This window comes from Brevundimonas sp. UBA4553 (assembly GCF_002387245.1).
In the GTDB taxonomy this organism is placed as follows: Bacteria; Pseudomonadota; Alphaproteobacteria; order Caulobacterales; family Caulobacteraceae; genus Brevundimonas.
In genome coordinates this window covers 125,132-136,987 of the sequence record NZ_DGLD01000006.1, presented here as the reverse complement: position 1 = coordinate 136,987, position 11,856 = coordinate 125,132, and the positions used below count along the sequence as shown (strand labels likewise).

At 65.1% G+C, this 11,856-nt stretch carries 10 protein-coding genes; 4 read left to right on the top strand and 6 right to left on the bottom strand.

Annotated features, from left to right (window positions below; all coding sequences use genetic code 11):
• The first annotated feature begins 49 nt into the window (after window positions 1–49).
• On the top strand, window positions 50–469 hold the full coding sequence (gene ndk, locus B4A39_RS05490; RefSeq protein ID WP_292034168.1) for a nucleoside-diphosphate kinase: 420 nt from the start codon (window positions 50–52) through the stop codon (window positions 467–469).
• Between the two features lie 125 nt (window positions 470–594).
• Complete coding sequence (locus tag B4A39_RS05485; protein ID WP_292034165.1) at window positions 595–804, top strand: glycine zipper 2TM domain-containing protein; 210 nt, start codon at window positions 595–597, stop codon at window positions 802–804.
• Between the two features lie 82 nt (window positions 805–886).
• Here the strand turns inward: B4A39_RS05485 and B4A39_RS05480 are convergent, their stop codons facing one another.
• Together B4A39_RS05480 and purN are read right to left on the bottom strand one after the other, a co-directional pair.
• Window positions 887–2,926, bottom strand: a complete 2,040-nt coding sequence (locus B4A39_RS05480; RefSeq protein ID WP_292034163.1) for a M13 family metallopeptidase — start codon at window positions 2,924–2,926, stop codon at window positions 887–889.
• Between the two features lie 101 nt (window positions 2,927–3,027).
• A complete protein-coding gene (gene purN / locus B4A39_RS05475; RefSeq protein ID WP_292034161.1) occupies window positions 3,028–3,639 on the bottom strand; it encodes a phosphoribosylglycinamide formyltransferase in 612 nt (203 codons plus the stop codon).
• Window positions 3,640–3,794: 155 nt separating this feature from the next.
• Here purN and B4A39_RS05470 point away from each other — a divergent pair, with 155 nt between their 5' ends.
• A complete protein-coding gene (locus B4A39_RS05470) occupies window positions 3,795–5,387 on the top strand; it encodes a S10 family peptidase (protein ID WP_292034159.1) in 1,593 nt (530 codons plus the stop codon).
• Between the two features lie 67 nt (window positions 5,388–5,454).
• On the opposite strand, the gene purM is transcribed toward B4A39_RS05470, so the two are convergent.
• Window positions 5,455–6,492, bottom strand: a complete 1,038-nt coding sequence (purM, locus tag B4A39_RS05465) for a phosphoribosylformylglycinamidine cyclo-ligase (protein WP_292034157.1) — start codon at window positions 6,490–6,492, stop codon at window positions 5,455–5,457.
• Window positions 6,493–6,573: 81 nt separating this feature from the next.
• Between purM and rnd the strand changes: the two genes are divergently transcribed.
• Window positions 6,574–7,725, top strand: a complete 1,152-nt coding sequence (gene rnd, locus B4A39_RS05460; RefSeq protein WP_292034155.1) for a ribonuclease D — start codon at window positions 6,574–6,576, stop codon at window positions 7,723–7,725.
• On the opposite strand, the gene B4A39_RS05455 is transcribed toward rnd, so the two are convergent.
• From B4A39_RS05455 to B4A39_RS05445, 3 genes are read right to left on the bottom strand one after another with little or no spacing between them, the layout of a single operon-like run.
• Window positions 7,726–8,097, bottom strand: a complete 372-nt coding sequence (locus B4A39_RS05455; protein WP_292034153.1) for a VOC family protein — start codon at window positions 8,095–8,097, stop codon at window positions 7,726–7,728.
• A gap of 12 nt (window positions 8,098–8,109) precedes the next feature.
• Complete coding sequence (locus tag B4A39_RS05450; protein WP_292034150.1) at window positions 8,110–9,612, bottom strand: Ppx/GppA phosphatase family protein; 1,503 nt, start codon at window positions 9,610–9,612, stop codon at window positions 8,110–8,112.
• Window positions 9,612–11,843 carry an RNA degradosome polyphosphate kinase gene (locus tag B4A39_RS05445; protein WP_292034148.1) on the bottom strand — a complete coding sequence of 744 codons (2,232 nt, stop codon included), beginning with the start codon at window positions 11,841–11,843 and terminating at the stop codon, window positions 9,612–9,614. Before B4A39_RS05445 ends, B4A39_RS05450 begins: the two co-directional genes overlap by 1 nt.
• Between the last annotated feature and the right edge of the window lie 13 nt (window positions 11,844–11,856).

The following is an 11,856-nucleotide window of genomic DNA, read 5'->3' as shown; positions in this document are numbered from 1 at the left end:
CGCTATAAGCCCGCGACCCTCAAACTACCAAACCGCAAAGAGTCTTCCCATGACCGAACGCACCTTCTCGATCATCAAACCCGACGCCACGCGCCGCAACATCACCGGCGCGATCAACGCTGTCATCGAAACCGCTGGCCTGCGCATCGTCGCCCAGCGCCGCATCAAGCTGACCGAAGCCCAAGCCAAGAAGTTCTACGAAGTGCACGCCGAGCGTCCCTTCTACGGCGAACTGGTCTCGCAGATGATCGCCGAACCGGTCGTCGTGCAGGTTCTGGAAGCCGAAGGCGCCGTCGCCAAGTACCGCGAAGTCATGGGCGCCACCAACCCGAACGACGCCGCCGAAGGCACCATCCGCAAGCTGTTCGCCCTGTCGATCGGCGAGAACTCGGTCCACGGCTCGGACTCGCTGGAAAACGCCGGCATCGAGATCGCCCAGTTCTTCACCGACGCGGACATCGTCGGCTAAGCATTCCTTGTCGGGCAGGCTGCATGGCCTAGCTCTGCAATAATACGGCCCGTCTCCGGAACCGGAGGCGGGCCGTTTCGTTTTCACGGCACTGTTACCTGTTCAGCCATCAAAGGAAGACCGCCATGAAGACGATCCTCAAACTGGCTCCGGTCATCGGCCTCGTGGGCCTGCTGGCGGCCTGCGGCACGACGACGGAACAACGCGCAGCCACTGGTGCCCTGGGCGGTGCAGTCGCCGGTCAGGCCATTGGCGGCAATACCGGCGCGACCGTCGCCGGCGCTGCGATCGGCGCGGTCGCAGGTGCGGCGACCACGCCCAAGAAGCCGAACTGATTTCACCGGCGCACGCCAGATAGAATAACGGCGTCAGCTTCGCAGCTGACGCCGTTTTCGTTCGGTTACTGGCTATCGCGCCCTACCAGATGCGGGCGCGGCTCTCGGGGGCGATGAACTGCGCCTGATCCGGGGTCACGCCGAACGCCGTGTACCAGGCGTCGATGTTGCGCGGCGGGGTCGATGCGCGGGCGGAACCCGGCGAGTGGGGGTCGGTGGTCAGTTGCTCCTTCAGCGCCGCCTCGCGTGACTTTTCACGCCAGACTTGCGCCCAGCCGAGGAAGACGCGCTGTTCGCCGGTCAGGCCGTCGATGACCGGTGCGGGCTGGCCGTTCAGGCTGCGGTGGTAGGCGTCCAGCGCCATCAGCAGACCACCCAGATCGGCGATGTTCTCGCCCATCGTCAGTTCGCCATTGATGGGGGTGCCGGGAATGGGCTGCTGAGCGTCATAGATGGCGCCCAGCACCTTTGCGCGGGCTTCGAAGCGAGCGGCGTCCTCTGGCGTCCACCAGTCGCGCAGAACGCCGTCAGCGTCGGACTTGCGGCCCTGGTCGTCGAAGCCGTGGGTGATTTCGTGGCCGATGACGGCGCCGATGCCGCCGTAGTTCACTGCTGGATCAGCCTTGGGATCGAAGAAGGGCGGTTGCAGGATCGCGGCTGGGAAGACGATCTCGTTGCGCGGTGGGTTGTAGTAGGCGTTCACCGTCTGAGGCGTCATGCCCCATTCCAGCGGATCGACCGGCTGGCCGATCTTGCCGCGCTTCCACGCCCAATCGAAGGCCGAGGCGCGCTCGACATTCCCGTAGAGGTCGTCGGCCGACAGTTCCAGCCCGTCATAGCTGCGCCATTTCTCAGGGTAGCCGATCTTTACGCCGAACTTGGACATCTTCAGCAGGGCCTGCTCGCGCGTCGGCTCGCTCATCCAGTCCAGATTCTTCAGGCGCTCGGTCATTGCGGCGCTGAGGTTGGCGACCAGAGCCTCCATCTGGGTCTTGGATGAGGCGGGGAAGTGCAGGCGGACGTATTCCTGGCCCAGAACCTCGCCCAACTGGCCGTCGACCAGGGCGACACCCCGGTTCCAGCGTGGGCGATTCTCAGGCTGCCCGCGCAAAGTCTTGCCGCGGAACTCAAAGCGCGAGTTCACGAAGGCGTCGGACAGATAAGGGCCGGCCTGATCGACGATCTGGAAGGCTTCCCACGCCTTCAGCGTGTCCAGCGAGGTGTCGGCGAAGACCTGGGCGATGCCGGGGATGGCGGTGTTTTCCATCAGGACGATGGTCGGCACGTTGGCGATCTGGGCACCTTGCAAGAAGGCGGTCCAGTCAAAGCCGGGGGCCAGTTTGGCCAGATCTGCGGTGGGGGCCGGGTTGTAGATCTTGTCGATCTGGCGGCGTTCGACCGTGGTCCAGTGCTTCTCGGCCACCTTGGTCTCGAAAGCCAGGATGTCGGCGGCGGCCTGCGCCGGGTTGTCCCAACCGGCGGCGGTCAGGGCGCGGGTGACATAGGCGACATAGGCCTCACGTTGAGGCGCGAAGTCGGCCTTCAGATAGTAGTCGCGGTCGGGTAGGCCGAGGCCGCCCTGGCCCATGTAGGCCGAGTTGAGGTTGGGGTTCTGCAGGTCCTCGAAGACGTCAACGCCGAACAGCGAACCGCCGAAACCGGCGTGGCTCTCGCCCATCAGACGGGCCATGCCGCTGTGGTCGGGGACGGCGCGCACTGCGGCCAGATCAGCGGCGAGCGGCTGGGCGCCCAGCTGGTTGACGCGCGCCTCGTCCATGAAGCTGGCGTAGAGGGCGCCGACCTTTTGCGCATTGGCGTTGGTCGGATTGGCGGCGCTGGCCTCGATGATGGATTTCAGCTGGCTTTGAGCGTTCTCATACAGAACGTCGAACGGGCCGAAGCGGGCCTTGTCCGAAGGGATCTGGGTGTTCTTGAGATAGGTCCCGTTGGCGTATTCGTTGAAGTCGTCGCCCGGCTTCACGGCCAGATCGCGCCCGTTGAGGTCAAAGCCCCACGGGTGGATGGCCGGTGCGGCTTGTGCGTCCTGGGCCGAAGCGGCTTGAGCGGAGAGCGCGAAAGCAAGCGCCAGGCCGGCGGCGCTCATCAGGCGAGTCTTGAACATCGGGTCTTCCCATGTGGAACAGACGAAAGGGCGTCGACAGGGCGCACCGGTCGTTGCGGGAAACTGCTCCCGCCTGCGGCAGCATGTCGCATTAAAAATCGTTAAGGTTGGCGGCGTGCCTGACGTGTGACGAAGGCCGCCAATGATCGGGGATAGAGATCGTGCTCAGCGGTCTTCACCCGCTCGGCCAGGATGTCGGGCGTGTCGTGGGGCAGGATCGGCACGCGCGTCTGGCCCAGGACAGGGCCTTCATCAACGCCCTCGGTCACGATGTGGACGGTGCAGCCAGCCTCTTTATCGCCGGCTTCGAGGGCGCGGGCGTGGGTGTTGAGGCCGGGGTAGAGAGGCAGCAGCGAAGGATGGATGTTGATCATCCGCCCGGCCCACTTCTGCACCAGCCAAGGCGTCAGCAGCCGCATATAGCCAGCCAGGGCGACAACCTCGACTTTATGCTGGATCAGCAGGGCGTCGATGGCGCGCTCATGCGCTTCGCGGTCCTTGCCATAACTCCGGTGTTCAACCGTCAGGGCTTCGACACCTGCGGCGCGCGCCCTGTCCAGACCCGCCACGCTGGCGACGTTGGAGACGACGATCACGACCTCATAGGGAGCGTCCGCAACCTGACCCGCCGCGATCAGCGAGGCCATGTTGGTGCCGGAGCCGGAGATCAGGACGGCCACGCGCGTCTTGGGCTGGGCGGTTTCGGTCGGCATGGGGCGGCTCGGTCGCAATCGGGGAGGTGCGAGGGATGCGTCTGCAGCCGCCGCTTGGCAAGTCCGTAGCGTTACAAAGTCCGTTGCCGGAACGGTCAGCTTGGCGCTAGCGTCCCGGCGCCGGATGTCCGGCGTGTTCAGGGGGAGTTCCAATCATGCGTCATCTGCTCACCGCCGTCTGTGCGACGGCGCTGCTTGCTGCGCCAATGGCCGTCATGGCCCAGGAAGCGTCGAGCGCGGGCTCGGGCCCGATCCGATCGGCCTCTGATCGGCTGCGCAACGTCACCGCCGAGCAGGTCGAGCGGAACTGGGCGCGCGCCACGCCGGAGGAAAAGGAGGTGACGACCAGCCATTCGATCACCGCCCATGGCCGCGCGATGCGCTACAAGGCCACGGCTGGCACCCTGACCATTCGTGATGACGCGGGCATGCCGACGGCCAGCCTGTTCTACGTCGCCTACACCCTGGACGGGCAGCCGGTTGGTCGCCGGCCGGTGACCTATCTCTACAACGGCGGGCCAGGGTCGCCGACGGTCTGGTTGCACATGGGCGCTTTCGGCCCCGTGCGAGTCCTGACCGATGATCCGGTGGTGGAGCGTCCGGCGCCCTTCAATGTCGGTCCGAACGACATGACCTTGTTGGACAAGACCGATCTGGTCTTCATCGACATGGTCGGCGCCGGCTACTCGCGTCCGCTTGGCGAGACGCCGGGTTCGGCCTTCTGGGGGGTGGATCAGGACGCCGACGCCTTCACCCGCGCCATCATGCGCTACGCGACCAAGTTCAATCGCTGGTCCAGCCCGAAGTATGTCCTGGGCGAAAGCTACGGCACGCTGCGCACGGGGGCTGTGGCTCATCAACTGGAAGACCGCGGCATGTCGCTGAACGGCGTCATCCTGCTGTCCTCGATCATGAACTACGGCGTGCGCCAGCCGGGCTACGCCCAGAACTTCATCACCCTGCTGCCGACCTATGCGGCGACGGCCTGGTATCACAACAAGGTGCCGAACCGCTCGGCTACGGTCGAGCAACATGTCCAGCGCGCCCGTGACTTCGCCATGGGGCCCTATGCGGCGGCCCTGGCCAAGGGGCATATGATTCCCGACGCGGAGCGCGCCCAGATCGCCCAGCAGATGAGCGAACTGATCGGCGTCTCGCCGACCTTCATCGACAACGCCAACCTGCGCGTCGAACTGTCGCCGTTCCGCAAGGAACTGCTGCGGGATCGGCGCGAAACCATCGGCCGCCTTGATACCCGATACCTGGGCATGGACGCCGACGCCGTAGGTGGTTCGCCTGAGGAAGACCCGTCCAGCAGCGCCATCACCGGAGCCTATTTCGGCGTCTTCAACGATTACATCGCGAATGCGCTGAACTTCCGCACGGACATGGACTATCGCCAGTCGGCGCGGGGCCTGCAGGGCTTCAACTGGAACTGGAGCCACCGTCCGCCGGTCGGCGGCCCGCAGACCACGCCGAACACCGCAGTCGATCTGGCCACGACGATGCGGCGCAATCCGCATCTGAAGGTGTTGGCGCTGAACGGCTACTACGACGCCGCCACGCCCTTCTTCTCGACCGAGTTCGACCTGGCCCAGATGATGCTGGAGCCCAAGCTGCGTCAGAATCTGGAGTTCACCTACTATGAGGGCGGTCACATGATGTACACGAGCCGCAAGGCGCTCGAAGAGCTGCACGTCGACTTGGCCAGGTTCTACGACGAGACCCAGAACGGCGGAGTGCGCTAACCACACCGCCCAATGAAAAGGCCCCGGTCTCGCGACCGAGGCCTTTGTCGTTTCATACGTCGGAAGTTCAGGCGACTTCCAGTTGTCCGCAGATGAAGGCTTCCTCGCCCGCGTTCAGCAGGGCGGCGAGGACCGGCTCGGCGTTCTCGGGCGAGACGATCAGGATAAAGCCGACGCCGCAGTTGAAGGTGCGGCGCAGTTCGTGGTCGGAGATGCCGCCGACCTGACCCAACCATTCGAACACCGGCGGTAGGGACCAGGCGTTCCAGTCGAATGCAGCCTGCAGGCCCTCGGCGATACAGCGCGGCGGGTTTTCGATCAGACCGCCGCCCGTGATGTGGGCGGCGCCCTTGATCAGGCCGGCCTTCATCAGCGGCAGGACCGGCTTCACATAGATGCGGGTCGGCTCCATCAGGGCCTGGGCCAGGGTGCGGTCCTTGGCGAAGGGGGCGTCGTCGCCCCAGGCCAGGCCGGACTTCTCGACCACCTTGCGGATCAGCGAGTAGCCGTTCGAGTGCGGACCAGACGAGGCCAGACCGATGATGATGTCGCCGGCCTTCTGCTGGTCCAGGTAGGGCAGGACCTGACCACGCTCGACCGCGCCGACCGAAAAGCCGGCCAGATCATAGTCGCCGCCGGAATACATGCCCGGCATTTCGGCCGTCTCGCCGCCCACCAGGGCGCTGCCGGACTGGCGGCAGCCTTCGGCGATGCCGGCGACGACGCGGCGCGCGGCGTCCACGTCCAGCTTGCCCGTGGCGTAGTAGTCCAGGAACATCAGCGGCTCGGCGCCCTGCGCCAGCAGGTCGTTGACGCACATGGCGACCAGATCGACGCCCACGCCATCATGACGGCCGGTTTCGATGGCGATCTTCAGCTTGGTGCCGACGCCATCCGTCGTCGTGACGATCAGCGGGTCTTCAAAACCGGCGGCCTTCAGGTCGAACAGGGCACCGAATCCGCCCAGCGAGGCCTCGGCTCCGGGACGGCGAGTCGACTTGGCCAGGGGTTTGATCGCATCGACCAACATTTCTCCGGCGTCGATATCCACGCCTGCATCGGCGTAGGTGAGGCCGTTTTTCAGGGCTTCGGGGGTGTCGCTCATCGGTCACGGCTCGATATCGGGGGCGAAAATCTGTCGCGGCGCTCTTGCCACAACGGCGTCGCGCGGGGCTATAGCATCGGAATGACGCCAATCACCACCAATGACGCGCTGATCGAGTTCTGTGAACGTCTGGCCAAGGCCCCGTTCATCACGGTCGATACCGAATTCATGCGCGAGACGACCTACTGGCCCAAGCTGTGCCTGATCCAGGCCGCTTCGTCGACGGACGCCGCCATCATCGACCCCATGGCCGAGGATCTGGACCTTGAGCCCTTCCTCGCGCTGCTGCGCGACGAATCGATCATCAAGGTCTTCCATGCCGCTCGCCAGGACGTTGAAATCTTCAACCGCCTGGGCGCCATGCCCAAGCCCATGTTCGACACCCAGGTCGCCGCCATGGCCGCCGGCTTCGGCGATCAGGTCAGCTATGAACAACTGGTCCGCCAGATGCTGCGCCAGGAACTGGACAAGGGCAGCCGCTTCACCGACTGGGCGCGCCGTCCGCTGTCGGACGCGCAACTGACCTATGCCCTGGGCGACGTGACCCACCTGGCCGCGCTTTATCCGAAGCTTCGGGATAGGCTGCAGAAGGAAGGCCGTCTGGACTGGGTCATGTCCGAAATGGGCGCCCTGACCGATCCGGCCCTCTACGACACCACGCCCGAGAATGCTTGGAAGCGTCTGAAACCCAAGAAGTTCAGCGCCAAATATCTGGCCGCTTTCGTCGCTGTCGCCGTCTGGCGCGAGCGCGCGGCGCAGGAACGCGATCAGCCGCGCGGCCGAATCCTCAAGGACGAGGGGATCGACGAGATCGCGGTTCAGGCCCCGACTGATCCCGAGGCTTTCAACCGCCTGCGTTCGGTGCCTAAAGGCTTTGGCGGTTCACGCCTGGGTCTGGAGCTAGCGGCCGAGTTGAAGCGTGTCCTGGCCGACCCGGAAGCCCATGCGCCCAAGCTGGAACGCCCGGCCCACAGCCAGCCGGCTCCGCCCTCGGTGGTCGAACTGCTGAAGGTCCTGCTGAAGGCCAAGAGCGACAACGCCGGCGTGGCCACTAAGCTGATCGCCAACGTCGCCGATCTCGAAAAGATCGCCAACGACGACAACGCTGACGTCGAAGCCATGAAGGGCTGGCGTCGCCAGTTGTTCGGCGAGGATGCATTGAAGCTCAAGAAGGGCGAGATCGCTCTCGTTCTTAACGGCTCGCGGGTCGAAGTCGTCGAAATCGAAGGCTGATCAGGCAGACGGCGACGCCGCCGGCTCCCACAGCTCGATCGGATTGCCCTCGGGGTCATGGATGCGCGCGAAGCGTCCGATCTCGGGGGTGGCGTCCCACTCCGCCTTGGTGATGACCTCAATCCCTGACGCTTTCAGCGAGGCGATCAGGTCGTCCAGCCCCTCGACCCGCAGGTTCAGCATCCAGCGGTGGTCGGCGGCGAAATAGTCGCTGTCTTCCTTGAAGGGGGCGAACACGGTCGGTCCCGCCTGCTGGTTCCAGATCCAGACGTCTTCCGGCGCCCCTACGCCGAGGTGCGTCAAATACCATTCGGCCAAGGCCTTGGTGTCCTTGGCGCGAAAGAAGAAGCCGCCGATTCCGGTAACAGGCATGGGATCGCTCCTTTAGATCTTTAGCGTCAGGTTCATCGCCTCGGCCAGGGCCTTGGCCCGGCGACGGGTCTGTTCGCCCAGCAGCATGTCGGCGTATCCCTCAGCGGCTGTGATCCGCAGAGCGCCCTTCTCGACCGTCGCGGCGGCGTTGGCCAGCAACTGGGGCGAGCGGCCCGATAGGTCGCAGGCTAGCCGCATGGCCAACCCAAGCGCACGTGCCCGCTTCTGGCCCTTTTCCGGCAACAGGCGGTCAACGGCGCCGGGCGACGGTGTCTTGGCCTCGCCGCCGTAACGGGCGTTCATGGCGACAGCCAGGAAGGCGCGCTCGGCATGGGTCTGGCCCGGAATGGGCGAGCGCAGCACCTGATCGAAGACCAGATCAACCCGGTGGTCGGGGTGCAGCCGCGCGCCGAGGTCCGCCAGACGGCAGACCGAGGCGGTCAGCAGGGCGTCACGTTCCTCGCCAAAGGCCTCAGGCATGGCTGACACCACGGGTTGCAGCCAGCCATCCAACGCGCGCGGCAGGGCCGGATCCACGCCCTGACGGCCGCCCCAGGCCGAACAACCGGCCAACAGGGGATCGACAGCCGCCATCTCGGGCGACAGGCCAGCGTAGAGCAGACCCTCTCGCACGCCCCAGGCGGAGAAGGTGATGGCTTTCAGGCCGAGCGCTTCAATCAGTCCGTCCAGCACCAGGGCGGCGTAAGGCAGCGTCTCTGCCCGGCGCTTGGATACGCCCGGCAGTTTTTCCAGCGAAGCCTTGGACTGACGAGCCACCAGGCGCGTTAGATCGCGCGCGTCGGCGGCGGTCATGGCGTATTCATGGACGATCCGCAGCGGATGATCGGTCATGGCCATGTGCATCTGCGCCAGGCTGCGCCAGGCCCCGCCCACGGCGTGAAGGTCGGTCGTGGCGTAGGGGGCTGCGATCGGCGCAAGCCTTTTGGCGATGCGCGAGCGCAAACGGTCGACGTCGAAGCCTCTGGTGTCGGTCAGGGCGAACGGGCCGAGAGGCAGAGTCACGCCTCTGTCGAGCGAGCGATTGCGTCCTCCGTCGCCGATTCGGGTCAGCTCAAGACTGGCGCCGCCCATGTCGGCCGCCACGCCGTGCGATCCAGGCGCGCCAGCCAGGACGCCGAGCGCGGAATAGCGGGCCTCTTCTTCGCCGCTGAGGACGCGGACCTGTAGTCCTGTTTCAGCGGCTACCAGAGCGCAGAACTCAGCTCCATCCTCGGCCTCGCGCACGGCGGCGGTAGCGGCGATGATGGTCTGATCCGGCTGGACGCCCTCGATCACGGCGGCGAAACGGCGCAGCGCCGTCATGGCGGACACGACGCCGGGAACGGACAAGCGTTTTGTCGCGGCAAGATCACGGCCCAGACCGGCCAAGACCTTTTCGTTGAACATGGTCCAGACGGCCCGGCCTTCCAGCCGATAAAGCACCAAGCGCACCGAGTTGGAACCGATGTCGATGACGGCGATCTGACGCGATGGGTATTCGACCTCGACGCCCATCAGCGACGTTTCCGGGGCTTGAGGCCGGCATAGGACAGGGCGCCAGGCAGGGTCTTCACCTTACGACCACGGCCCGAAAGGCTGGGGTTGGTCATGAAATACTTGTGCGCCGAGAAGGGACGTTCAGGTCCGGAGGGCGTGACGCGGTGATAGGTTCCATCCGCGGCCAGGGTCCAGCTCTGGGCGTCGTCTTTCAGGTTGGCGACCATGATCTGATCAAGCACCTGATCGTGCACGGTGGCGTTCAGGATCGGCGTCATCAGCTCGACGCGCCTGTCCAGATTGCGCGGCATCCAGTCGGCGGACGAGATGTAGAGCTTGGCCTTGTTGCTGGGCAGGTCGTGGCCGTTGGCGAAGGCGACGATACGGCTGTGCTCGAGGAAACGGCCGACGATAGACTTGACCCGGATGTTCTCCGACAGGCCCGGCACCCCGGGGCGCAGGCAGCAGATGCCGCGGATGACCAGTTCGATCCGCACGCCCCACTGGCTGGCGCGGTAGAGGGCGTCGATAATCTCCGGATCGACCAGGGCGTTCATCTTGGCCCAGATCGCGGCGGGCTTGCCCTTGGCGGCGGCGGACATCTCCTTGCCGATCATCTCCAGCAGGCTTGCCTTCATGTTCAGCGGAGAAACGACCAGGGCCTCCAGTTCATCGGGGGCGGCATAGCCGGTGATGTAGTTGAACACCCGCGTCGCATCGCGTCCCAGCACCGCATCGCAGGTGAACAGACTGAGGTCCGTGTAAATCTTGGCCGTCGTCGGGTGATAGTTGCCAGTGCCAAAGTGGCAGTATGTGCGCAGGGCGTCGCCCTCGCGTCGCACCACGACGCTCAGCTTGGCGTGGGTCTTGTATTCCACAAAGCCGAAGACGACGTGGACGCCAGCTCGTTCCATCTGTCGCGCCCAGCGCAGATTGGCCTCTTCGTCGAAGCGCGCCTTCAGTTCGATCAGGGCGGTGACGTTCTTGCCGTTCTCGGCCGCCTCGATCAGGGCGGCGACGATCGGGCTGTCCTTGGAGGTACGGTACAGGGTCTGCTTGATGGCGATGACGTGCGGGTCGCGCGCGGCCTGCCGCAGGAACTGCACCACCACATCGAAGCTCTCGAACGGGTGGTGGATCAGCATGTCCTTTTCGCGAACCGCGGCGAAGATGTCGCCGCCGTTGTCGCGCACCCGCTCGGGATAGCGGGGTTCATAGCCCTTGAACTTCAGATCCGGGTGACCGCCGGGAATCAGCTCGGCCAGTTGCGCCAGGCCGAGCATCCCCTCGACCAGAACCACGTCCTGCGGCTGAGCGTGCAGTTCGGCGATGATGAAGTTGCGCAGGTCCTCGGGCATGGAGGCCTGGATCTTGATGCGGACGACCGAGCCCATGCGGCGCTGCTTCAACGCCTCCTCGAACTCCATGACCAGGTCTTCAGCCTCTTCCTCGATCTCGATGTCCGAGTCGCGGATGAGACGGAAAAGACCCTTCTCCAGGATTTCGCAGCCCGGGAAGAGGTGGTCAATGAAGAGCAGCAGCAGGTTTTCCAGCGAGACGAACCGCTTGCGGCCCGGCGCAGAGCGGCCGTCTGTCGCCAGAGCCCAGAAACGCCGCACCTGAGTCGGCACCGGCACCAGAGCGTAGAGCACGCGGTTGTCGCTGTTCCGTCGCAGCTTCAGCGCCAGCGAGAAGCCGAGGTTAGGCAGAAAGGGGAAGGGGTGGGCGGGGTCGATCGCCATGGGCGTCAACACGGCGAACAACTGATTCAGGAACTCGGGTTCCAGCCGCTCGCGCTCGGTGCGCGTGATCTTTGAGCCTTCGACGACCTCGATTCCGGCGGTGGCCATCTCCTTGCGCAGAACCCGCCAGCGACGCTGCTGCTCGGCCATCAGGCCCCCAGCTGCGGCATTGACCTGATCCAGTTGTTCAGCGGGCGTCAGGCCGTCAGGCGAGACGACACGGACCCGCTCGCGAACCTGGCCTTTCAGACCCGCCACGCGCGTCATGAAGAACTCGTCCAGATTGTTGGCCGAGATCGACAGGAAGCGAACCCGTTCCAGCAGGGGGTGGCCCTCGTTCGCAGCTTCTTCCAGCACGCGGCCGTTGAAGGCCAGCCAGGACAGTTCGCGATTGATGAAGCGTTCGGGCGAGGCCATCAGCGCTTCGGACAGCTCCAACTGCGGGGCGCGCGAGGAGGGGACTTCCTCTCCGGTGGTGTCGACGGCGATGGGCGCGATTTCGGTCATCTGACTGTTGTCG

Coding starts and splice junctions, on each gene's coding strand:
- ndk (WP_292034168.1), top strand. CDS start 50: ATGACCGAACGCACCTTCTCGATCATCAAACCCGACGCCACGCGCCGC.
- B4A39_RS05485 (WP_292034165.1), top strand. CDS start 595: ATGAAGACGATCCTCAAACTGGCTCCGGTCATCGGCCTCGTGGGCCTG.
- B4A39_RS05480 (WP_292034163.1), bottom strand. CDS start 2,926: ATGTTCAAGACTCGCCTGATGAGCGCCGCCGGCCTGGCGCTTGCTTTC.
- purN (WP_292034161.1), bottom strand. CDS start 3,639: ATGCCGACCGAAACCGCCCAGCCCAAGACGCGCGTGGCCGTCCTGATC.
- B4A39_RS05470 (WP_292034159.1), top strand. CDS start 3,795: ATGCGTCATCTGCTCACCGCCGTCTGTGCGACGGCGCTGCTTGCTGCG.
- purM (WP_292034157.1), bottom strand. CDS start 6,492: ATGAGCGACACCCCCGAAGCCCTGAAAAACGGCCTCACCTACGCCGAT.
- rnd (WP_292034155.1), top strand. CDS start 6,574: ATGACGCCAATCACCACCAATGACGCGCTGATCGAGTTCTGTGAACGT.
- B4A39_RS05455 (WP_292034153.1), bottom strand. CDS start 8,097: ATGCCTGTTACCGGAATCGGCGGCTTCTTCTTTCGCGCCAAGGACACC.
- B4A39_RS05450 (WP_292034150.1), bottom strand. CDS start 9,612: ATGGGCGTCGAGGTCGAATACCCATCGCGTCAGATCGCCGTCATCGAC.
- B4A39_RS05445 (WP_292034148.1), bottom strand. CDS start 11,843: ATGACCGAAATCGCGCCCATCGCCGTCGACACCACCGGAGAGGAAGTC.